Origin of the sequence: Rhodococcus sp. EPR-147 (assembly GCF_001647185.1) — a bacterium.
In the GTDB taxonomy this organism is placed as follows: domain Bacteria; phylum Actinomycetota; class Actinomycetes; order Mycobacteriales; family Mycobacteriaceae; genus Rhodococcoides.
The window spans coordinates 12,806-32,949 of the sequence record NZ_LVCU01000350.1 but is presented as its reverse complement, the minus strand read 5'-3'; the positions used below and the strand labels follow the sequence as shown (position 1 = coordinate 32,949).

The window sequence follows — 20,144 nt, the reverse complement described above, 5'->3', positions numbered from 1 at the left end:
ACCAGTGTTGCAACGTAGACCGGCAGCCCGGCGGTGGACAACGCGTAGACGATGTACATCGCCATCGTCAGCATCGCGCCCTGGGCGAAGTTCACGATTCCGAGGACACCGAAGATGAGCGTCAGGCCGACGGAGATCAGTGCGTACACACCGCCGAGAAGGAGTCCGGAGACGACCGACTGCGTGACCAGGCCCTGGTCTTTTCCACCGACGAGGTAGATCACCGCCATGATGACGACGATCGCTGCTGCGACCGGGATACCGGGGTTGAGCCCCGCGAGACCTTTGTTCCCCGCTTTCTCTGCGGTCGAGGTAGCGGCAGTCACTGGCCGGCTCCCGCGGGGAACTGGATTGCGTCCGTTGCGAACTCCTCGGGGAAGACCTGAGCGACTGCACCGTCGCGAACCTGCATGACGATGACGGTGGCGTTCTTGTTCTGGCCGGTCTCGTCGAACTCGATCGGTCCGTTGAACGCGAGAAGCGGATCCTCGATCGAGACGCCGGAGATGGCGTCGCGCAGATCCTCGGGATCACTCGACGCACCGTCGTTCAGTCCGGCCGCGATGACCTCGACTGCCTGGTAGGACAGCATCGCTGCGGTCTCCATCGGGCGTCCGTATTCGGCCTCGAACCGCGAGCGGATGTCGGTGACGCGGTCGCTGGTGGCGTCGAAGTGGTAGTTGGCGCTCAACACGCCCTCCCCTGCGGCACCTGCGTCACTGGGGAACGAGCTGTCGTCGAACGCGCCGTTGGCAATTCCGTAGACGCCCTTGACGTTCAGGTTCAGCTGCTCGACCGCACGTGCGATCAGCAACCCGTCCGGGTAGTAGCCGGTGGCGACGATGACGTCGGGGTTGGACACTGCAGCCTCACGCACCTGCGTGGTGGCGTCGGAGAAATTCGTTGCCGGGTAGGTGATTTCCTGCACCGACGAGATTCCTTGGTTCGCGGCCTCGGCCTCGAACGCGTTGAAGACGCTGTCTCCGAAGGATCCCTCGATGTGCAGGTAGGAGACGCGGTCGATCGGCTGACCGGTCTGCTCCTCGATCGCGGCGAGCGCCTTGGCACCGTCGGTTCCCATGCTGGACGCATTCGGCTGCATGCGGAAGGAGTACTGGTAACCCTGGTCGAGGATCTTGTCGTCCACCGCCACATCGATCACGAGCGGAACCCGAGATCGCTCGGCAACCGAGGCGACGTTCTGTGTGACGTCGCTCTGGTACGTGCCGATGAGCGACACCGCGCCGTCGTCGATCAGCCGCTGCGCCTCACTCTGTCCGACCTCTGCTTTGCCCTGACTGTCGCCCGACACCAATTCCAACTGCCGACCGTCCATGGACGAAATACCGCCTGCTGCATTGATATCGGCCACGGCGAGGGCAGCACCGTCGTTCATCAGCCCGCCCACTCCCGCCAGAGCTCCGGTGGTGGGATGAACCGATCCGATCTTGATGGGGCCGGAGTCGTCCGAGCCGGTGGAGGAGCCACATGCTGCCGCACCCACGACTGCAACGGCTGTCAGCACGCCTACGAGCTTCTTCATTGTTGAGTCTGCCTTCCGCGCCCATCGGCGCCGAGTCGAACCACTGGGCGGAACCTACCGTTCCGCTGAGCGCACCATCAGATTGATGATTGATCTCGCTGAAATCGAGTATGGCACGCATCACGGCCTCAGAACAGGCTCTTCCGTCAATTTCTTGTTACGGGTATGGTTCGCTCAGCGGAACGCACGCACATCCGAAAGGTGACACTTATGGTCAGCAGGCCTGCACTGGAGACGTCGACGGGAACAGAGTCCGCCGATCGTGTCGCCGATGTGCTCATCGCCTTCGCGCAATCCGATCGGGCACTGGGCGTGTCCGAGATCGCTCGCACTCTCGACCTGAGCAAGGCTGTGGTGCACCGCATTCTGCAGTCGCTGGCATCGCGGTCGATCGTGCAGCCGGTTGCGGGCGAGTCGACATATTCCCTCGGCCCGGCGGCGATCGGACTCGGCACCAAGGCGTGGAGCCAGCTCGACGTCCGGTCGATCGCGGCTCCCGTGCTGCGCGCGCTTCGCGCGAACACACGCGAGACCGCAACGCTGTCGGTGCTCGTGGGGCACCGCCGTGTCTATCTCGATCAGTACGAGAGCCCCCAGGAGGTGAAGATGGTGGTCGAGATCGGCCCTCAGTACGCGTTGCACTCGGGAGCCTCGAGCCGAGCGATCCTGGCGTTCCTCCCCGATCGATTCGCGGACGAGGCCTTCCAGGAACTCCGCAGCAGCTCCCCCGACGCCGACGAGACCCGCTTCCGCGCCCGCCTCGCCGAGATCCGTACCAACGGATACGCAACCTCGACGAACGAGCGAAACACCGGTGCAGCATCGATCGCCGCGCCGTTCTTCGACGCCGCAGGGCACGTACTCGGATCGGTCAGCTCCTCGGGCCCCGCTTTCCGCTACTCCTCGTCCGCGGACGACGAACACATCGTTCATGCTGGTCAGGTCGTCGCGGCGGCCCAGTCGATCACCACCATCCTGGAAGCGCGTGCAGCTCGATGACCTCTACCTCCGCCCGGTCGTTCCTCTACGTACCGGCAAACAAGCCCGAGTTGTTCGACAAGGCCGTGGGCGGTGCCGCAGACGCGTTGATCATCGACCTCGAGGACGCGGTTCCGTTGGCGGACAAAGACCGAGCGCGTGCCGACCTCGCGGGGTGGTTGGCCTCGACGCCGTCGACCGATACCCAGATCTGGATTCGCATCACCCCCGAATTCATGACGCAGGACCTCGAGGCCGTCGCCGGAGGCGGTGTCACCGGCATCATGGTGGCGAAGTGTTCGGTCGAGTCACTCACGCGCGCAGACCGATTGCTCACCGAGCACAACCTGCCCGGGGTCGAGCTGATCGGGCTGATCGAGACGGCTCACTCCTTGCGTGCTCTGCCGGAGATGGCTCGATGCAACAGAGTGCGAACATTCGGCATCGGTGAAGTCGACCTCCTCGCGGACTTACGGATCACCCGTTCGGAATCGACGGAATCGATGATCGACGCACTTAGGCTGAACGTCGTGATCGATTGTGCTGCTGCGGGATTGGCAGCACCGATTGCCCCGACGTCGACCGATTTTCGCGATCTGGACGGGTTCGTCGGCACCACGGCCCGTTTCGTGCAGATGGGTTTCCGTGGCCGGACGGCATTGCACCCCAGTCAGGTTCCGATCATCAATGCCGCGCTCACCCCGTCCTCGGACGACATCACCACAGCACGTCGACTGGTGGAGCTGTACGAGGTGTCTCGGGGAGGACCGACCGTCGACGACAACGGACGATTCGTCGACGAGGCAGTGGTGCGGGGCGCACGGGAAATCCTCGCCCGGGCCTGAACCGACCGAACTGCAGCTCGGGCACCGCCACACGAGTGACGGTGCCCGAGCCGGTGGGACGACTGTTCTATTGCTGCGTGGTCGATTTCAGGTCGGTCAACGGTGCGAGCAGTGTCCCGATGTCGGTCAGGTCCCCGAGAGAATCGCATCGGCCGGCCAGTTCCTTCAGCTCGACGTCGGAGAGGAACGGCCCCGCATTGCTGGTGAACTTGGTCGAGACCTCGCCGAAGGTCAGCGGCCGTTCGGGTCCGCCACGAGTGGTGAGCACCTCTTCGACCACTACTGTTCCGTCGGTCAGAGTTGCGGTCAGCACCGCCGGGAATTGGTGCGGGAAGATGGCGTCGCACTTCGGGTTCGGAACGACGTCGACCTTGGCCATCAGAGCTCGCCGATCTGCCGACTTCGCCAACTCGTCGGTGTAGTCATCGAGTGCTGCGCCGAGCCCGCCCCCGCCGAGCAAGCCGACGACAACGGCGTACGGTCCGCTGAACTGCGCCATGTACCCGGTCTCGGGCGTGCGTTTGACGTCGATGGGTTCGCCGATGGTCCGCAGGTTCGCCGCGGGCACTCCCAGCTCGAGCTTCTCGATCTGCTCCGGCCGGATTCCTCTCGCCCGCAGCGCTGCTCCTGCGTCTATTGCCGCGTGGGTGAAGTGATTGGCTGGGTACGGCTTGAAGAAGATTCCGGGAACGGCCCACTCGGAGCCGAGTCCGTCCAGAATCTCGTTGGCTCGGCCAGGCTCGTGAAGCCAGGCCTGGAAGAAGCCGAACCGTCCTTCGAGGACCGTCGGCGGCCCGGTGATCCCATGACGCGCAAGGCCTGCCGCCGAGAGCGCGGAATGCGCAGCCCAACCGCAGTGCATGCGCTTGACGGTGCCCCCGGTGCGGTTGGCCTCGATGATGCCCGACGCCATCGACGCCGCAATGCCCATCGTGTCGACGATTTGTTCCTCCGACGCACCACCGATGACAGCGGCAGCCACAGCGCTACCCATCGCACCGCAGATGGACGTCGCGTGCTGTCCGTGCTCGAAGAACACCGAGTTCTTGGTCTCCGGGTCGAACCCCGCCATTCCGATGCGCACACACACTTCCAGCCCGATCGCGATGCCGCGGACGAGTTCTCGACCGTCGGCACCGTGCTCCTGAGCAGCCGCGAGAGCCGCGGGCACGACACTGGCGCTCGGATGCAGGATCGATGGAAGATGCGTGTCGTCGAAATCCAGCGAGTGTGCGAGTACTCCGTTGACGAAAGCGGCGAGGGCCGGAGGAAGGGCGATGCCGAGGCCGACCGCGGATGCCGTTGCTGCCCCGCCTTGTTCGCGGGCCCATGCGGTCGCGGCCTTGCTCGTCTCGAGATCGGTGGCCGCAACCGCGATCCCGAGCGTATCGAGCACCCGCATCCCGACCGAGTTGACGACGGCGTCGGGTAGATCCTGATAGTGGGTGGTCGCGGCGAAACGCGCCAGGTGCTGCGCGAGCGTACGTTCGCTCATGCGGACGTCACCGCCAGCGGCCGTACCGGCGAACCCGTTGCGCCGAAGATGTTCAGGGGAACGAGAACGAATGTGAACTCGAACAGTTCCTGCTGGGAGAGCTCTTCGAGATCGAGTGCTTCGATGATGTAGATACCGCTCTCCACCAACAGAACTCGGTGCGCGGGGAGCAGCGCGTGACCACCGCCCGGGGCGAGCCGCTCGAACGCGATGGTGTCTGCGCCTGCAGCGTGTACACCCTTGTCCGCCAGCCATTGCGCGCCTGCTTCTCCGACTCCGGGAACTCCGGACGGGCCGCCGACGTACGGCGATCCCTCGGCGAACAACTGCCCCCATCCGCTGCGAATCAGCACGACATCGCCGCGTTCGATCTCGATTTTCTCTGCAGCACATGCCGATTGCAGATCATCGACAGTGATCTCGTACCCGCCCTCGCAGCGACCGACACCGAGGAGCCTCGGGATGTCGAGCAGCACGCCGCGGCGGATCATGGGTTCGATGGTGTGGACTCCGTGTTCGACATACTTGCCGCCCAGGCACGACTGCCCGGCATCGGCACCGCCGTGCAGCTTTCCGTCATGGCTGACGTGGGCAAGCGCATCGATGTGAGTGCCCACGTGCGTTCCGGTGGTGATCATGTCGTTCGCGGCGCTGCCGCCGTCTGCTCGAGTCACGTCGCCGTGTCTGCGCGGCAGGGTGTGCCAGAACTGAGGATGATTGGGCGACTGCGGCATCCCGACCCTCAACTGTCTACCGAGATCGACTGCGCGCACGCCCCCCTGGACTGCACGAAGAAGTTGATCGGACATTGCTTCGTCTCCTCGTTCGACGCTGCGTGCGAACCTCACACCAGCGTTGTTTCGTTTCGCTAGCCGGAACGGTTCTGAGCGGTATGGACTCGCGCCGGCGGTAGGCCGAGCCTAGCAGTCGGCAGGTTGCGCGTCTCGATCATTGACTCTTTCTTTCCGAGCCTTCTAGAGTCCACCAATGAACGGTTCAATTTCGTTTCGCTCAACGGAACACATGCACGCGGTCGACGCCTTGGCCACCGCGATGGTCGACCTACGGAAGTCACCCCTCCCCGCGCCGCTCGGTGATCGAGCGCGGTTGATTCTGTTGGACCTGCTGGGCGTCACCCTTGCCGGTGCCCGCACCGCCGAGATGGTCGAACTACGGAAGAAGTGGGACGCGGAACCAGGATCGACGTACCCGATAGGCGGAAGCACCGGCACCACCATCGAGACTGCGGCCGAGCTCGACGCCATCGCATCGTGCTGCCTCGAGCTCGACGAGGGCAACAAGTACGCCGCCGGACATCCTGCTGCGCATGTGCTTCCTGCAGCGATCGCCGCGACCAGGCTGGCATCGACGCCGATCTCGGGCCGGGCCTTCTTGACCGCCGTCGTGGCGGGATACGAGGTTGCCGCTCGATTCGGCTGGGCTCTGACCCGGCACAGTGCGTGGCACACCCATGGGCACTGGGGTGCCACGGGCGCGGCCACGGCAGCCGCGTCGATTCGTGGTGCCGATGCGAACGAGGTTGCCGCGGCGATCGACTCGTCGTCTGCGTTGATTCAGGTAGCGCCCTGGGCTGTGGTTCTCGACGGCAATTTCTCGCGAAACCTGTGGATCGGCGGTGCCGCACGGGCGGGCGTGACCGCGGCCAGGCTTGCTCGATCGGGGGCAGTGCACAACTCGGGGACCATCGAGCACACCCTGGGCGCTCTGGTCGGGACACTGGACACGTCCCGACTGACCGAAGATCTCGGCGAGCGATGGCTCACGCTGGAGGGCTATACGAAACAGCACGCCAGCTGCTCGTACACACACGCCGCCGTGGACGCTGTGCAGAACCTGCGCGCTGACGCCGAATGGTCCGCCGCCGACATCGAACATGTTCGGGTGCGAACACATTCGTTGGCGGAGCCCCTGTTCCGCCGACATCCGTCGAACAGGTTGGGCGCGATGTTCTCGCTGCCGTTCGTGGTGGCCGCCGCGTTCGTGTCCGACGCGATAGACGTCGACTCTCTGGACCCCCGAGGTTCGGGCTTCTCGACGGCCGAATCGTTCAGCGCCCGAGTCGACGTCGCATCGTCGAGCGAGCTCGACGCGCTGCTACCCGAGCGCCGAGCCTCCGAAGTGACGATCGAATTTCGGAACGGCACCACACTTTCGGCGACTGCCCCGAATCCGCTGGGCGACATCGACCATTTTCCGATGGATTACAGCGCGGTGCGCGCCAAGATCGCCCGATTGGTCGGCGAATCCGATACCGCGGTCATCGAGGACATCGTCGACTCCCTCGGCGATACGGAGGACGTTGCGGCGCTGTTGCGCGCACTACCGATTCGCTAGCGTCGACCGATACGCACCTCGTCGACGAACTCGTCTGCAACACAGGACAATGTCTGTCGTAGCGAATCCGGCACGGTGACCGTCACCTGAACCAGGTACTGATCGACGATGTGGTGGACGACGACGTACCGGGTCCGGGCGAAGAACAACCGACCGGCGCAGTCGTAGCGACCCGCGATCGAGACGGACGGTAGACCGCAGAACGAACCTCGGTCGTGACTGATCTCGACCCAGCCGGGCAGTGCCCGCGCGTCTCCGAAGCCGCACTCCATTAGGGCATCCGGGTCGACCGACCGTGCGAGCTTCCCGACCAGAACCACCGCATTCGGTACGAATCCGTCGACTGCGTTCGCCGGCGAGCACAGCACCGCGGTGGTGTGTGGGAAGTGAAGCTCTGAAACAGCCTCCCAGTCCGGTAGCACCGGGAGCTCGAGCCCGAACCTGTCGCATTCGTCGCGATGCACCGGTGCCAGTTCGACACCCTGCTGCTGGAGATAGGTGTATACCGTCCTTTGTCGAACCGTCACTGGACAGTGTTCCTTCCACCGACAGTGGATGCGGCACGGTCGGCGCGGATACGCTCGCGCAGCCTGGGTGGGCGCAGCAACTCCCGCGCATCGTCGTGGCCCAGTTGCGCACGAGCCCAGGGATTGTCTCGACACCACAGAAGCAGCGCGAGCAGCGAATTCGGTTCGACCTTCTTCTCACACGCCATGATGACCAGCTCCGGTTCGTCGGTCTCGCTCGATCGGCGCGGGACTCTGATCACCGGCAGGTCACCTCGGTGCGGTACTGCTGGATTCGGATGCTCCTCCAGGCGCAGATCCGCAATGTCGCTCCAGGGCACGACCTTCACGTCGTTCGACACCTTCCACCCACGACGTCGATAGATCTGTTGGACAATACCTTCGGGGTGCAGAGAGATCCTGGTGCGGTTGACGATGACGAACCCGAGCACGAACCACACCAGGCATGCCGGCGCGCCTATCGCCGTCAGCAACTCGGCCCTCTCTTGACGAGGGTCCGGTCCGTCATCTCTGAATACGAAGTAGGACAGCCCCACCACCGACGCGAAGGCGAGTAGACCTGCCCGGACCACGAAGTCCCCGCGCCCGGGCACCGACAGACCTGCGCCGACGCCTGCAACGTCGACCCGCCGCACGAAACGTGACAATCGCGCAGCTCCGATGCCGGACATCGGCACCGCAATCCCCAAGGGAAGGAGCACGAAGAACGCGAGCCACAACAGTGCCAGGAGGCCGCCTACGCCCGTCCTGGCAACCACAGGGACAGCGGCAACCAGCAGTCCCACCACTGCCGTACAGATGCCGAAAACTGCTGCGAACCAGCCGAGGTGGACACTGCGCCACCTCCGCACCCACACAGGTCCCGGATTCGCTGTCGCAGGCATGTTCGCGCCTGTGTCCTCACGATCGGTCATCGCAGTGTCCATTCGAAGACCTTCGATACGCCGTGGCTGACGGAGCCCCCGACCAGGGCACCCAACGCGACGCCTGCGGCAGCACCGACAACCGTGCCCGGCCCGGGAAACACCGAACCCGCGGCACCACCGACTCCCACCAGGGCACCGGTCACGTAGCTCGCAGCTGCGAGGCCGGCGGCGGTACTCGCCGTATTGACCGCAATCGCCTCAGCGGGGCTCACCCCCTCATCGATATCGTGGCCAATCGAGGGCACCGTTCCCGCCACCGCGCCGAACGCCCCCAACCCCCGACCGATGTTCTTGGCAACATCGTCGACGGAACCGACACCCGGAAGTTCGAGAGTCCTCCTCGTCACGTCGGTCATACCACCGATGACGGTGGCTGCAACGGTCGTCGGCCAATCCGGCATCCACGAGAAGGATCCGTCCGGGTTCTCGACGAGCTGCCCGGTCGGGTTGGTGAGCGCAATCTCGGTCAGCAGCTTCGTGGGCTCGGCCAACTGCTGCGCAGCGTCGAGTGCGGCCTTGTCGGCCTGTCTCAGAGCTCCCTGAATATCCTCGGTCAACTGCGCTGCAGCAGAGCGTAGTTCGTCGGCCTTCCGTATCTTTTCTTCACCCAGGACGTCCGGTATCAATGCGATCATCCCGTCGGGATCCACTACACCGTCGGCCCGAACGGCGAACCCGCTCGCCGTCGCCGCCGAGACCTGCGCCTGCAGGTGGGCCTTCGCAGCATCGACCATTCCTGCTGCGGTCTCGAATGCTCTACCGAGTGAATCGATTTCACTGCACACCGAGCTCATCCGAGAGCATTCGCTCACCACACGCTCGGCTGCGGCATCGGCTGCTTCACCGGTCCACGTCTCGGCCAGTACGTCCTGCTCCTCCAGCACTCCGGAGCGCTGGCCGTTGACGCGCTCGACGATCTCCGACAACTCGATCATCGTCTTGCGCATCGACTCCGGCTCCCAACCCGCGACGTGCGGGACCGTCGGGGTCATTTCGGCTGGTCCATCGCTGCGAGGCGGCGGGCGAGTTCGTCGTCGGCGATCTCGTAGTTCTGCGCGACGCCGCGGGCGATGTCCGCGACGCATTCGGCCCGCCCGGCCAGAGCTGCAACAGCTCCGGCCGCCGCAGCTGCCGCCGCCGCACATGCTGCGTGAAAGTCACTACCCTGCAACGCATTCTCCGACGCACGGAACGGAGCAAGAGCATCCACCTCACGGATCACCCCGCCAGTTGCCGACAACACATTCGAGAACTGCCGCAGGATCGCTGGATCCACATTCACTGTCATGACGCTCCCCCGAGTTGCACCGTGGCGACGCCCGGTGAATCGGCGTCATCGGGTTTGACGCGAGTGTGCCCCGATCGGTTCCCTCCGGCCGCTTCGAGAAACGTTCATGGGCATCACGGTGATGAGCACCGCCCCGTCATCGCCCATTGGACCTACCGCGGCAGGACTGCCCGCGTCGCGCTGAGTAGCGCGGACTCGGCTCAGTGCTGTGGGTCGTAGCCCGGAACTTGCGCCAGAGTCTCGAACGTTCGCGCTCGGCCCCATTCGACGTGTGCGAACGCAACAGCGGCAGCCAATTCCGTGTCCCCCTTGGCGATGGCGTCGACGAGGGAGACATGCTCCCCGTGGCGCAGCGACGGGTCCCGTTCGAGATTGGCCCTGTTGAGTCGATTGCTGCGCTCCCGCAACGGTTCCATGATGACCGGGAACAGCCGGTTGGCGGACAATGCCTCGATCCCCGAGTGCACCCCCGAGCTCGCGTGATGGAATTCGAGCAGATCACCCCGATCGAGCGCTGCACCTGCACGGGACACGGCGTCGACCAACGACGACGAGTCCGCGCCCGCCGCCACAGCGGACGCTGCCCGGCGAGCAACGAGCGGCTCGAGCGCGGACCTGATGTCGTACAACTCGTCGACGGAACTTCTGGTCACTCCTGTCACCACGGCAGGGCGTCGCGGCGACAGCGTCACCAACCCTGCTGCTTCGAGCAATGGAAGCGCCTCGCGAATCGGGACCCTCGACACTTGCAACTCGGTTCCCAGATTGCGCTCGCTCAGCGTTTCACCAGGCCGGAGGCGGCCGTCGAGGATGCGTGTTCTGATCGCGTCGAACACCGATCGCGACAGCGATTCGCGACCTTCCGTGGATGCCATGATGCTTGTATACCAGCGAACTGTAGGTATACCGCGCATCCGCCAGCGTCATCGGCAAGCTTTGTCCAACGAAGATCCAGACAGCAAGAGCCAGCTGAGAGGACCTGGAAACACAAGCGTTACCGCCGAGAAACCATTCGCGGTCCAATGCTCCGTAAATTCTCCGTTGTTGGTATACCACTTAGCGAGAGGCACTGGGATGAGCGTCCCGACCAGGAACGAGAAGCCGTCACCGATCGACCCACCGCCCGAGGCCGGCAGCCTCAGTGAACAGATCGAGGCGTCGTACTCGAAGATCGGCCTCACCACAGCGCACTTCGGCATCGTCGCCATGGTCCTGTTCGGTGTGTTCTTCGATGCCATCGAACAGAATGCCGTCGGCATCACCGGACCGCTCCTGCGTGAATCCTGGGGCCTCGGCGGAACCGAGATCGGACTGCTGAACACCGCGACGTTCACCGCCGTCGCCCTCGGGCGCATCCTGGCCGGAGCGGTGATGGACCGTTTCGGTCGTCGAACCCTCCTCGGCGCAAACCTTCTCGTCTTCGCGTTCGGCTCGCTACTGTGCGCATTCGCACCCAACTACGAGGTGCTGGTGGGCGCTCGATTCCTGGTCGGGCTCGGACTCGGCGGTGAGATCGCCGTCGCGGTGATCATGCTCTCCGAGTTCTTCTCCGCCAAGCATCGCGGTACCGCGGTCGGCATGATCAACGTCGCAGCCGCAGGTCTGGGCAACATGCTCGCCCCACTGTTCGGGGTCATCGTCTTCGCCATCTTCACCGGTGACGACCGCTGGCGTTGGCTGTTCGGTCTGCTGGTACTGCCCGCACTCGCGGTCGTGTTCTATCGCCGCTCGCTTCCGGAAACACCTCGCTTCCTCGCAGCGACGGGCCGGGTGGCCGAGGCCAACACCGTCATCAACCGCCTGGCGCAGGGCAAGCTTCGCGGCACCCTCGACTCCGAGGTTCAGTACTTGAACGTCGACACCACGGTCGATGATCACGCCGCACCGCGCGCACGGTGGACGGAGATGTTCGGGCAGCGTTACCGCAAAAGCACTCTCGCCCTCGGCATTGCCGTCTGCATGTCCTACGCAGCACAGATCTCGATGCTCACGCTGATCCCCGTCATCTGACCGAGCGGGGAATGTCGATCTCGAGTGCGCTCTGGTACACCCTCGTGATGCAGTCCGGGTCGTTGATCGGCGCGCTGACCGCCGCACTCATCGCTCGCAAACTCCCCCGCAAGGTGACGCTGACCGGTGGCGCAGTGCTCGGTATCGTCGCCGGGCTCGGATTCGGCTTCTTCGCAACGTCGATCGGCCTCGTACTGTTCTTCGGTGCCCTGTTCAACTTCTCGGTCATCATCCTCAACACGACGATCTGGCTCTTTGCACCCGAGCAGTACCCCACACGAATCCGTGGCCTCGCGACGTCGGTGATCCTGGCGTTGGGCTCCCTCTCCGGCGGACTGTTCCCTCTCATCGCCGGAGCCGTACTGGACTCGTCCGGCGTGGGTGCCATGTTCGCGATGCTGGCCGGCCTGTTCATCGTGTGCGGAATTGCCGTGCAGTTCCCGAAAGAGACCTTCGGACAACCCATGCCGGAAGATGGCTGAGCAGTGAAGATTCTCGTGATCAACCCCAACTCGAACACTGCAACGACGCAGCTGCTCGTCGACGTCGCGCGAAGTTGGCTCCACGACACAGAATTCACCGTCGTCGGGGTCACCGCGGGTAACGGACCGGCGATGATCACCGGCACCGAACAGTTGCGTGCTGCCGGACCGGATGTCGTAACCGCGGCCCTCGACGCGATCGAGCACCATGGCCCGGCAGCGGTGATCGTCGGCGCGTTCGGTGATCCCGGTGCCGCCGAACTCCGAACCCTCGTCGACATTCCGGTCGTCGGGATCGGCGAGGCAGGAATCCTGCACGCTGCACGAGGTGGTCGGCGCTTCGCGATCGCCACCACCACAGCCGATCTCGCCGCCCAACTCGATGCACTGACCCGTGCCACCGTGCCCGACGGCGATTTCGCGGGTGTGTTCCTCACCGCGTCATCGCCGTTGGTCCTGGCCGAGGACCTCGCATCGAGCGTCGTCGAACTGGGAGCAGCGGTCGATGCAGCAGTCGCCGCCGGAGCGACGGCGGTCGTCATCGGCGGCGGTCCGTTGAGCGATTCGGCCCGGCGGCTGGCACTGCGCACCGACGTGGACGTCATCGAGCCGGTTCCGAGTGCCGTTGCGATGGTCGTCGACAGAATCTCGAACGCGGTACGCAGCTGAACTATCGACGTCCGAAGGCCCTGGACACCAGCCAGCCCTCGACCATTCCCGCGAGGAAGATGCCCGCGATCGGTGCGTACTTGCGCACCGGTTCGGGCATCAGGCTCATCGCGTTCAATTCGCCGCCCATCGGGCTCGCAACAGCAGCCTTCACAGCTGCAGGCGTGGTCGATTCGGCCGTGGCCGAACCACTGAGCAGCGCACCGAGATTGACGGCGAACTGTTGCAGGACCTTGTTCGACACCGCGACGATCGCGCCCTTGCCGAACGAGACTATCTTTCCGCTGATCACCAGATCGGTATTCAGGGTCAACCGCGAACGATCACCGAGCGCCTCGACCGCCAGATCGACCTGGGCCTCGGCGTCGCCGTTGCCGTGCGAGTCCGCCCCCTTGGCTTCGAGTGTGAGCGTGCGGGTCTCCGCGTCGACCTCGAGGAACCGAATCGTGCCGGCGTACGACGCGCTGATCGGGCCCACTTTGACCTTCACACCGCCGAGGTAGGTCTCGCCGTCCTTACCGGTGATGGCCGCCCCCGGTACGCAGGTCGCGACTTTCTCGACGTCGTTGATCAGCCGGAACACGTCCTCGGCGGACGCGTCGATATCGAGTGTATTGGTCAGTATCACTTGAGAACTCCGTTCACACAGCCGGCGCAGCGTCGCTGCTCGGCGCACGAGTCGATGGCCTCGACGATGGTCTGGTACCCCGTACAGCGGCAGTAGTTCGACGCCACTATTTCGCGGATCTGTTCCTTGGTGGCATCGGGGTTGTCGGCGAGGTAGCCCTCGGCCAACATCAGGAACCCCGGTGTGCAGAACCCGCACTGCAGACCGTGGTGGTCTGCGAAGGCCTGCTGCAGATCGTTCAATTCACCGTCGATGCCGAGTGATTCGACGGTCTCGATGTCCGAGTTCTCCACCTGCGCTGCGAACGTCAGGCACGCGCGGGCCGGCTTGCCGTCGATCAGCACGGTGCAGGCTCCGCACACGCCGTGTTCGCAGCCGACATGCGTTCCGGTGAGCTGCAGATCGTGCCGCAGGACGTCGACCAGAGTGCGGCGTGGTTCGGTGATCACCTCACGGACGGTGCCGTTGACGTTCAGTTCGATCAGTTGTTTGTTGCTCATGGCCTGCCCTTCGCCAGTGCTGCCTGTATTGCCACGGGGGTGATCGGTGTGTCGTTCAGTTCGACTCCGGTGGAGCGCAATCCGTCGTTGACGGCGTTGAGCACGGCGGCGGGTGCACCGATCGTTCCGCCCTCACCGGCTCCCTTGGCTCCGGATTCGGTGAACAGGCAGGGAGTTTCGAGGTGGTGGATCTCGATGTCCGGGATCTCGCAGGCAGTCGGCACCTTGTAGTCGATGAAGCTGGCACACAGTGGATTTCCGTGATCGTCGTACGACACCTGCTCGAACAACGCCCCGGCGATGCCCTGGGCGATCCCACCCCGGCACTGGCCCTCGACGATCTTGGGGTTGATGGCGACGCCGCAGTCCTCGACGCAGACGTACTTGAGGATCTCCACTCGGCCGGTGCCCTCGTGCAACTCGACCACAACGCCGTGGGTGGCGTTGGAGAAGGTGCCGTCGTTGAACACGTCGAAGCTTGCCGTCGCGGACAATCCGGGTTCCACGCCCTTCGGCAGCAGCTGCGCCTTCAGATACGCGACGTCGGCGATGTCCCGGTAGGTAACGTACTTCGAGTGGTCGTCGCGCTGACGTACGCGCCCCGATGCCAACTCGACGTTGTCGTCGCGAGTCTCCAGCAGGTGCGCTGCGATCTCACAGAGCTTGTCTCCCAGCTTGTTCGACGCCAACGCCACCGCGCTGCCGCCGATGGTGATGGAGCGAGAGGCGAACGAGCCGAAGCCGTAGGTGATCCGATCGGTGTCGCCCTGCACGATCTTGACCTGTTCGACGCCGATGCCGAGGCGATCGGCGACGATCTGCGCCATCGTGGTCTCGTGGCTCTGCCCGTGGCTCATCGTTCCGGTGGTCACGACGACCGTGCCGGAGGTGTCCATCCTGACCTCCGAAATGTCGAACCCGGGCACCACGTTCATCTTGCGCGCCGCGAATGCGCTGCTGCCGTAGCCGGTTCGCTCGCTGAAGCACGAGTATCCGATGCCGATGTGCCGGCCTTCGGCGGTTGCCCGCTCCTGGAGGTCGTACCAACCGCCGTCACGGAGGGTCTGCTCGCACAGGTTCAGCGCCTCGAGGTACGAGCCCGGGTCGTAGGTGATGTTGTTGACGCCCGTGTACGGGAAAGCGGTGATGACGTTGCGCCGCCTGATCTCCACCGCATCGAGGTTCAACTCACGGGCCGCTCGCTCGAACAACCGCTCCATCACCATGACGTACTGCGGGCGGGACACCCCGCGGTACGGCGCAGTCGGTGCCTTGTTGCTGAACACGGAACGGCCCCGCACCCGGTACGCCGGAACCTGGTACACCCCTGGCATTTCCGCCGAGGCCATCAGCGGCTCGATGCCGGCGGTGAACGGGTAGCAGGAGTACGCGCCCATGTCGCACACGACGTCCGCGTCGAGGCCGAGGATGTGTCCCTCGGAATCGAATGCTGCTCGCACGTCGTACTGCTGTTCGCGCGCCAGGAACGACGCCGTCAGTGCATCTTTGCGGTCCTCGATCCATTTCACGGGACGGCGGAGCTTCAACGCAGCTGCGGCGACGGCGATCTCCTCGCGTCCGACGACGCACTTCTGCCCGAAGCCGCCGCCCATGTCGGGTACGACGACGCGCACCTGGCGCTCGTCGAGCCCGATGCACTGCGCGGTGACGGTACGAACCTGGTGCGGAACCTGCGTACAGATGTAGATGATCAGCTGCTCGTCGCGATCGTCCCAGTACGCGATGCATCCACGGGTCTCGAGCGGAAGCGCGTTCTGGCGGCCGGTGCGTGATCGCACGGACACGACGGTGTGCGCGTCGTCGAAGATCTCGTCGACGCCGTCGGTGGCGAACATCTGCACGTCCACGACGATGTTCTTCGGAACCGAATCGTGAACCAAAGGCACGCCCTCGGACATGGCCTGATCTGCGGAGGTGACGGCGGTGACGGTCCGGTACGACACTCGTGCCGCCTCGAGCCCATCCTCGACGCTGTAGGCATCGGCGGCGACGACGATGGCCAGTGGCTCACCGACGTAGCGCACCACGTCGTGCGCCAGCACGGGCATGTCGGTGGGCACGAATTCGCTGAGCGGACGCGACAATTCGGCGCGGATCGGCTGCAGGTCCAGGTCCGCCGCGGTGAATACGCCGCGCACTCCTTCGACTCCGGCGACATCACCGACGTCGAGATCGGTGATCGATCCGGCCGCGACGGTGCTGCGGACGAACTGAGCGTGCAACATTCCCGGCATCGCGATGTCGTCGACGAATCTGCCTCGACCGGTGAGCAACCGCGGATCCTCGCGGCGTGCGACCGAGGAGCCGACGAATTTCGGCGTGAGAACCTGATCGACGCTCACGTGGGCACCCCCGGCGATACCAGTGCGTCGCTGCACGCTTCGGCGACCAACGTGCGCACCAGGGTGCGGCGGTACTCGGCGGTGACCATGCCCTCGTCCTCCAGTTCCAGTGCTTCGGCTGCGGCGTCCGCGCAGTCCGCGAAGGTCCCGCCTGCGGCCAGGACGGCTTCCCCAGCCGGCGATCGCACGGGAGTTGCTCCCACTCCCGCGAGGGCAACCCGCCCGCCCACCACGGCCACGCCGTCGAGATCGAGGGACACCGCTGCGCCCACGATTGCGAAATCTCCCTGTCGCTCGGCGTATTCGGTCACCGCAGCGTGCGGTGCCGGGTTCGGGAACACGATCTCGACGATCATCTCGTCGAACGCGAGATCGGTGGAGTAGTACCCGAAGAAGAACGAGTCCGCCTCGACGGTTCGCCGCCCCCGCACGCTCTCGACGACGATGCGGGCGTCGAGCAGTATGGCCAACAAGCACCATTCCGCGGTGGCGTCCGCATGGGCGATGCTGCCCCCGACGGTCCCGCGGGTACGGATCGGGTAGTGCCCCACCCACCGCATCGCCTCGCGAAGGACACCGAAGTCCGTTCCCACGTCGCCGCATTCGACGTCGTGGTGGGTGGTGAGTGCTCCGATGTGCAAGCCGTCGGATTCTCGGCGGATGTACTGCAGAGTGTTCAACCCACCCACGTCGACCAGGTGCCCGGGCCGGGCGAGGCGGAAGTTCATCATGGCGACCAGGGACTGGCCTCCGGCGATGATCTTCGCGTCCTCGCCCAGCTCGGACAGCAGCCGCACTGCACCCGAGACATCGCGCGCCCGGTGGTAGTCGAACTGTGCGGGCTTCATCAGACCCGAGCCTCGCCTGCGACTACCTCGGTGGGTTCGTCGACGAGGGTGTCGAGTTCGCGGCCCTTGGTCTCGGGTGCGAAGTACGCCATCCAGATCACTGCGAACAACACGAACGCGGTGACGATGCCGAACGTCAACGGCAGCCCCAGGATCGGCCACATGACGGAGCCGAACAGCAGTGGCGCGAAGCCGGTTGCGACCCGGCTGACCGAGGACGCGTACCCGAATCCCGAGGCGCGGATGTTGGTGGGGTACAACTCCGAGACGTAGCAGTACAGGACCGGGATGGTCAGCTGAATGACGAATCCGAAGATGCCGAGCCAGATCAACGCGGCCGACTGGATGTCGAGCATGACGGCGAACATGACCAGCGCGCTACCCGCGATCGGGCCGGACAGTCCGATGACCCACTTGCGTCCGAAGATCTCCACGATGAACGCGGACGTGAGCACACCGACGATGCCGACTCCGGTCATGAGCGTCGTACCGGCGAACGCTGCGAATTCCCCGTAGCCCTCGGCCCGCAGGATCGACGGCATCCAGCTCAGCGCTGCGTAGTACAGCAGCATGATCGATACGAACAGCATCCAGGCTGCGGCGGTGATCCGCGGACTGTATCGCCAGACCGACTTCAGCTGCGTCAGAGCTGCTTTCATGCCGCCCGGTCCCTTCGGGGCGGTGTCGGCGACGATGACGTAGTCGACTGCCTCGGATCCGGTGCGGGTCACCATGTCGTCGATGACGGCGCGGGCCTCGGCCTCACGGCCGACCTTGGCGAGGTAGATCGGTGACTCGGGGATACCGCGTCGAACCCAGAACAGCAGCAGCGCAGGCAGAACCATGAACAGCAGCATGTAGCGCCAGCGAACGTCGCCGTCGATCGGGACGAGCAGCGTGGCGACGACGCCGCAGATGGTGGCACCGATCGGCCACCAGACATCCATGGCGGAGAGAATCTTGCCGCGAATGCGACGTGGTGAGAATTCGCTGACCAACGCGTAGTCCACCGGGATGCAGCCACCGAGGCCGAACCCGGCGAGGAACCGCAGAATGATGAAGATCTCGAAGCTCGGCGCGAAGGCACCGAGGACCGAGAACAGCGCGAAGATCAACAGCGTCAACGAGAATGCACGCTTACGTCCGACTCGGTCGGCGATCGTGCCCCACACGACGGCTCCGACGGCCATGCCGATCAGGTTGCCGGTGGCGACCAGACCGCGCTCGGCTTGGGAGAGGTCCCAGTAGCTTCCGAGCAGCGGGGTCAAGAAGCCGTTCAGCGCCACGTCCCAGGCGTCGAACATGTAGCCCAGCCCACCGATGATGAAGATCTTGCCCTGCACACCCCATTTCCAGGGGAGTTCCTGTACTACCTGATCACCAGTCTTCATCGCAGCCTCCGGCGCGGTGTTGTGGTCCGAGGTCGTCATCGGACGAACGAGTAATGGAATTTCTCGTCGTCGCTGTCGTCGAGCGGGGTACCGCTCCACAGCCAGTCGTACGAGATGTCGGATTCCCCATCGAACGACGCCAGTGTCGCGTCCCGCTTCTGCTGCTCGGGTCCATCGGGTATGTGATAAAAAGTCTTGTTCTGCAGGCTCGCGTCCTGCACCATCCGCGCGTGCCTGGCCCGCCGAAACACGTAGCGCGCCAACGCCTCGTCGATCCCGCTCGGGGTGACCTTCGCGAGCTCCTCGGCCAGCACTGCCGCGTCTTCCATGGCCTGCGAAGCACCCTGTGCCTGATACGGCAGCATGGCATGGCAGGCATCGCCCAGCAGCGCGACGCGGCCGTCGGTCCACCGCGGGTCGGGTCTGCGGTAGTAGAGCGCCTGACACAGCACGTTCTCGTCGGCTTTGGAGAGCATCGCGTGGGCGCGATCGTCCCAATCCGGGAATGTCCCCATCAGTTCCTCGGGTCCGACGAGCCGTGGTCCACCGTCGCGGACCTCGTCGGTACACGGGGCCAGCGCAACGACATTGAGGTATTCGCCGTTACGAATCATGTAGTGCACCAGGTGCCGGTCCGGTCCGTACCAGATGGTGCTCTGGTATCGGTCGACTAGCCAGCGAGTAGCCGGATCCTTGACGATGCGATCACCCGGAATGAGTGCGCGATAGGCCATTTCGCCGGAAAACACGAGCGTATCGGGTAGACCGATCAGATCGCGCACGGTCGAGCGGATACCGTCGGCTCCGATGAGCAGGTCCGATTCGTAGCGCTTACCGGTTCCGGTGACCGCGACAGGCCGCGTCGGATTCTTTCGATCGACCTCGACGACCTTCGCATCGGTCTCGAACACCACCATCGGGCCCGGGCCGTCCGGATCGAGACACTGCGCATGAATGGCCGAGTGCAAGTCTGCGCGGTGGTAGTGCCAGTAGGGCGCGTTGAAGGTCTTCTTGCAGTACTCGCCGAGCGCGGTGAGCGCGATGACCTTGCCGTTCTCCCAGCGCCTGCGCACCTGATCCATCGGCTCGGTCTTGATCGCTTCGAGCTTCTCGCGCATCCCGAGGGCGATGAGGATACGGCTGGCGTTGGGAGCGGTCTGAATTCCCGCGCCCACCTCGCCCAGCTCGGCAGCGGCCTCGAGTACCGTCACCTGAATTCCTCTGTGCCGCAGCGAGAGCGCCGCGGTCAGGCCGCCCAGGCCACCGCCTGCGATCACCACTTCGATCGGTGCCATG

Annotated in this window: 21 protein-coding genes; 6 read left to right on the top strand and 15 right to left on the bottom strand. The window is 64.6% G+C overall.

The window, feature by feature from the left end:
• Together A2J02_RS16100 and A2J02_RS16095 are read right to left on the bottom strand one after the other, a co-directional pair.
• The coding region (locus tag A2J02_RS16100) for an ABC transporter permease subunit (protein WP_442971481.1) at positions 1 to 326 on the bottom strand (326 nt) is incomplete at its 3' end.
• Positions 323 to 1,543, bottom strand: a complete 1,221-nt coding sequence (locus A2J02_RS16095) for an ABC transporter substrate-binding protein (RefSeq protein WP_068051173.1) — start codon at positions 1,541 to 1,543, stop codon at positions 323 to 325. The genes A2J02_RS16095 and A2J02_RS16100, both read right to left, overlap by 4 nt.
• Positions 1,544 to 1,753: 210 nt before the next feature.
• Here A2J02_RS16095 and A2J02_RS16090 point away from each other — a divergent pair, with 210 nt between their 5' ends.
• Both A2J02_RS16090 and A2J02_RS16085 read left to right on the top strand, forming a co-directional pair.
• Positions 1,754 to 2,542 (top strand): IclR family transcriptional regulator, encoded by a 789-nt coding sequence (locus A2J02_RS16090; protein ID WP_068051171.1) that lies wholly within the window; start codon positions 1,754 to 1,756, stop codon positions 2,540 to 2,542.
• Positions 2,539 to 3,366 carry an HpcH/HpaI aldolase/citrate lyase family protein gene (locus A2J02_RS16085; RefSeq protein WP_068051169.1) on the top strand — a complete coding sequence of 276 codons (828 nt, stop codon included), beginning with the start codon at positions 2,539 to 2,541 and terminating at the stop codon, positions 3,364 to 3,366. Before A2J02_RS16090 ends, A2J02_RS16085 begins: the two co-directional genes overlap by 4 nt.
• Positions 3,367 to 3,433: 67 nt before the next feature.
• On the opposite strand, the gene A2J02_RS16080 is transcribed toward A2J02_RS16085, so the two are convergent.
• Entirely contained in the window at positions 3,434 to 4,861 is a 1,428-nt protein-coding gene (locus tag A2J02_RS16080; protein ID WP_068051167.1) for an MmgE/PrpD family protein, read from the bottom strand.
• Positions 4,858 to 5,670 carry a cyclase family protein gene (locus tag A2J02_RS16075; protein WP_068051189.1) on the bottom strand — a complete coding sequence of 271 codons (813 nt, stop codon included), beginning with the start codon at positions 5,668 to 5,670 and terminating at the stop codon, positions 4,858 to 4,860. The genes A2J02_RS16080 and A2J02_RS16075 overlap by 4 nt, the downstream gene beginning before the upstream one ends.
• Positions 5,671 to 5,848: 178 nt before the next feature.
• On the opposite strand from A2J02_RS16075, the gene A2J02_RS16070 reads away from it, so the two are divergent.
• On the top strand, positions 5,849 to 7,216 hold the full coding sequence (locus tag A2J02_RS16070) for an MmgE/PrpD family protein (RefSeq protein ID WP_082898566.1): 1,368 nt from the start codon (positions 5,849 to 5,851) through the stop codon (positions 7,214 to 7,216).
• Here the strand turns inward: A2J02_RS16070 and A2J02_RS16065 are convergent.
• The 5 genes from A2J02_RS16065 to A2J02_RS16045 form a co-directional block, all read right to left on the bottom strand.
• Positions 7,213 to 7,743 (bottom strand): LpqN/LpqT family lipoprotein, encoded by a 531-nt coding sequence (locus A2J02_RS16065; protein ID WP_068051163.1) that lies wholly within the window; start codon positions 7,741 to 7,743, stop codon positions 7,213 to 7,215. The two genes, A2J02_RS16070 and A2J02_RS16065, sit on opposite strands and share 4 nt — an antisense overlap.
• Complete coding sequence (locus tag A2J02_RS28310) at positions 7,740 to 8,657, bottom strand: hypothetical protein (RefSeq protein ID WP_197478043.1); 918 nt, start codon at positions 8,655 to 8,657, stop codon at positions 7,740 to 7,742. The genes A2J02_RS16065 and A2J02_RS28310 overlap by 4 nt, the downstream gene beginning before the upstream one ends.
• On the bottom strand, positions 8,654 to 9,661 hold the full coding sequence (locus A2J02_RS16055; RefSeq protein WP_068051158.1) for a WXG100 family type VII secretion target: 1,008 nt from the start codon (positions 9,659 to 9,661) through the stop codon (positions 8,654 to 8,656). Before A2J02_RS16055 ends, A2J02_RS28310 begins: the two co-directional genes overlap by 4 nt.
• Positions 9,658 to 9,957 (bottom strand): type VII secretion target, encoded by a 300-nt coding sequence (locus A2J02_RS16050; protein WP_082898564.1) that lies wholly within the window; start codon positions 9,955 to 9,957, stop codon positions 9,658 to 9,660. Before A2J02_RS16050 ends, A2J02_RS16055 begins: the two co-directional genes overlap by 4 nt.
• Before the next feature lie 200 nt (positions 9,958 to 10,157).
• The gene (locus A2J02_RS16045) at positions 10,158 to 10,832 is read right to left on the bottom strand and encodes a GntR family transcriptional regulator (protein WP_068051157.1); all 675 of its coding nucleotides are present in this window, start codon (positions 10,830 to 10,832) and stop codon (positions 10,158 to 10,160) included.
• Between the two features lie 199 nt (positions 10,833 to 11,031).
• On the opposite strand from A2J02_RS16045, the gene A2J02_RS16040 reads away from it, so the two are divergent.
• Genes A2J02_RS16040 through A2J02_RS16035 form a run of 3 tightly spaced genes read left to right on the top strand, consistent with a single transcriptional unit; the run spans position 11,032 to position 13,118 of the window.
• The gene (locus A2J02_RS16040) at positions 11,032 to 11,967 is read left to right on the top strand and encodes an MFS transporter (protein WP_231893680.1); all 936 of its coding nucleotides are present in this window, start codon (positions 11,032 to 11,034) and stop codon (positions 11,965 to 11,967) included.
• Positions 11,968 to 11,978: 11 nt separating this feature from the next.
• The gene (locus tag A2J02_RS28760) at positions 11,979 to 12,449 is read left to right on the top strand and encodes an MFS transporter (protein ID WP_231893679.1); all 471 of its coding nucleotides are present in this window, start codon (positions 11,979 to 11,981) and stop codon (positions 12,447 to 12,449) included.
• A 3-nt stretch (positions 12,450 to 12,452) separates the two neighbouring features.
• The gene (locus A2J02_RS16035) at positions 12,453 to 13,118 is read left to right on the top strand and encodes an aspartate/glutamate racemase family protein (protein WP_068051156.1); all 666 of its coding nucleotides are present in this window, start codon (positions 12,453 to 12,455) and stop codon (positions 13,116 to 13,118) included.
• A 1-nt stretch (position 13,119) separates the two neighbouring features.
• On the opposite strand, the gene A2J02_RS16030 is transcribed toward A2J02_RS16035, so the two are convergent.
• The 6 genes from A2J02_RS16030 to A2J02_RS16005 are packed head-to-tail and all read right to left on the bottom strand — an operon-like array spanning position 13,120 to position 20,143.
• A complete protein-coding gene (locus A2J02_RS16030; RefSeq protein ID WP_068051155.1) occupies positions 13,120 to 13,746 on the bottom strand; it encodes an SRPBCC family protein in 627 nt (208 codons plus the stop codon).
• Positions 13,743 to 14,246, bottom strand: coding sequence for a (2Fe-2S)-binding protein (locus A2J02_RS16025; RefSeq protein WP_068051153.1), 504 nt, complete (start codon positions 14,244 to 14,246; stop codon positions 13,743 to 13,745). The genes A2J02_RS16030 and A2J02_RS16025 overlap by 4 nt, the downstream gene beginning before the upstream one ends.
• Positions 14,243 to 16,609: a xanthine dehydrogenase family protein molybdopterin-binding subunit gene (locus A2J02_RS16020; protein WP_068051187.1), complete on the bottom strand. Its 2,367-nt coding sequence runs from the start codon at positions 16,607 to 16,609 to the stop codon at positions 14,243 to 14,245. Before A2J02_RS16020 ends, A2J02_RS16025 begins: the two co-directional genes overlap by 4 nt.
• Positions 16,606 to 17,457, bottom strand: a complete 852-nt coding sequence (locus tag A2J02_RS16015) for an FAD binding domain-containing protein (RefSeq protein WP_068051150.1) — start codon at positions 17,455 to 17,457, stop codon at positions 16,606 to 16,608. The genes A2J02_RS16020 and A2J02_RS16015 overlap by 4 nt, the downstream gene beginning before the upstream one ends.
• Positions 17,457 to 18,887 carry an MFS transporter gene (locus A2J02_RS16010; protein ID WP_231893678.1) on the bottom strand — a complete coding sequence of 477 codons (1,431 nt, stop codon included), beginning with the start codon at positions 18,885 to 18,887 and terminating at the stop codon, positions 17,457 to 17,459. Before A2J02_RS16010 ends, A2J02_RS16015 begins: the two co-directional genes overlap by 1 nt.
• A complete protein-coding gene (locus tag A2J02_RS16005; protein WP_068051148.1) occupies positions 18,884 to 20,143 on the bottom strand; it encodes an FAD-dependent monooxygenase in 1,260 nt (419 codons plus the stop codon). The genes A2J02_RS16010 and A2J02_RS16005 overlap by 4 nt, the downstream gene beginning before the upstream one ends.
• Position 20,144 lies beyond the last annotated feature (1 nt).

Coding starts and splice junctions, on each gene's coding strand:
- A2J02_RS16095 (WP_068051173.1), bottom strand. CDS start 1,543: ATGAAGAAGCTCGTAGGCGTGCTGACAGCCGTTGCAGTCGTGGGTGCG.
- A2J02_RS16090 (WP_068051171.1), top strand. CDS start 1,754: ATGGTCAGCAGGCCTGCACTGGAGACGTCGACGGGAACAGAGTCCGCC.
- A2J02_RS16085 (WP_068051169.1), top strand. CDS start 2,539: ATGACCTCTACCTCCGCCCGGTCGTTCCTCTACGTACCGGCAAACAAG.
- A2J02_RS16080 (WP_068051167.1), bottom strand. CDS start 4,861: ATGAGCGAACGTACGCTCGCGCAGCACCTGGCGCGTTTCGCCGCGACC.
- A2J02_RS16075 (WP_068051189.1), bottom strand. CDS start 5,670: ATGTCCGATCAACTTCTTCGTGCAGTCCAGGGGGGCGTGCGCGCAGTC.
- A2J02_RS16070 (WP_082898566.1), top strand. CDS start 5,849: ATGAACGGTTCAATTTCGTTTCGCTCAACGGAACACATGCACGCGGTC.
- A2J02_RS28310 (WP_197478043.1), bottom strand. CDS start 8,657: ATGACCGATCGTGAGGACACAGGCGCGAACATGCCTGCGACAGCGAAT.
- A2J02_RS16055 (WP_068051158.1), bottom strand. CDS start 9,661: ATGACCCCGACGGTCCCGCACGTCGCGGGTTGGGAGCCGGAGTCGATG.
- A2J02_RS16050 (WP_082898564.1), bottom strand. CDS start 9,957: ATGACAGTGAATGTGGATCCAGCGATCCTGCGGCAGTTCTCGAATGTG.
- A2J02_RS16045 (WP_068051157.1), bottom strand. CDS start 10,832: ATGGCATCCACGGAAGGTCGCGAATCGCTGTCGCGATCGGTGTTCGAC.
- A2J02_RS16040 (WP_231893680.1), top strand. CDS start 11,032: ATGAGCGTCCCGACCAGGAACGAGAAGCCGTCACCGATCGACCCACCG.
- A2J02_RS28760 (WP_231893679.1), top strand. CDS start 11,979: ATGTCGATCTCGAGTGCGCTCTGGTACACCCTCGTGATGCAGTCCGGG.
- A2J02_RS16025 (WP_068051153.1), bottom strand. CDS start 14,246: ATGAGCAACAAACAACTGATCGAACTGAACGTCAACGGCACCGTCCGT.
- A2J02_RS16015 (WP_068051150.1), bottom strand. CDS start 17,457: ATGAAGCCCGCACAGTTCGACTACCACCGGGCGCGCGATGTCTCGGGT.
- A2J02_RS16010 (WP_231893678.1), bottom strand. CDS start 18,887: ATGACGACCTCGGACCACAACACCGCGCCGGAGGCTGCGATGAAGACT.
- A2J02_RS16005 (WP_068051148.1), bottom strand. CDS start 20,143: ATGGCACCGATCGAAGTGGTGATCGCAGGCGGTGGCCTGGGCGGCCTG.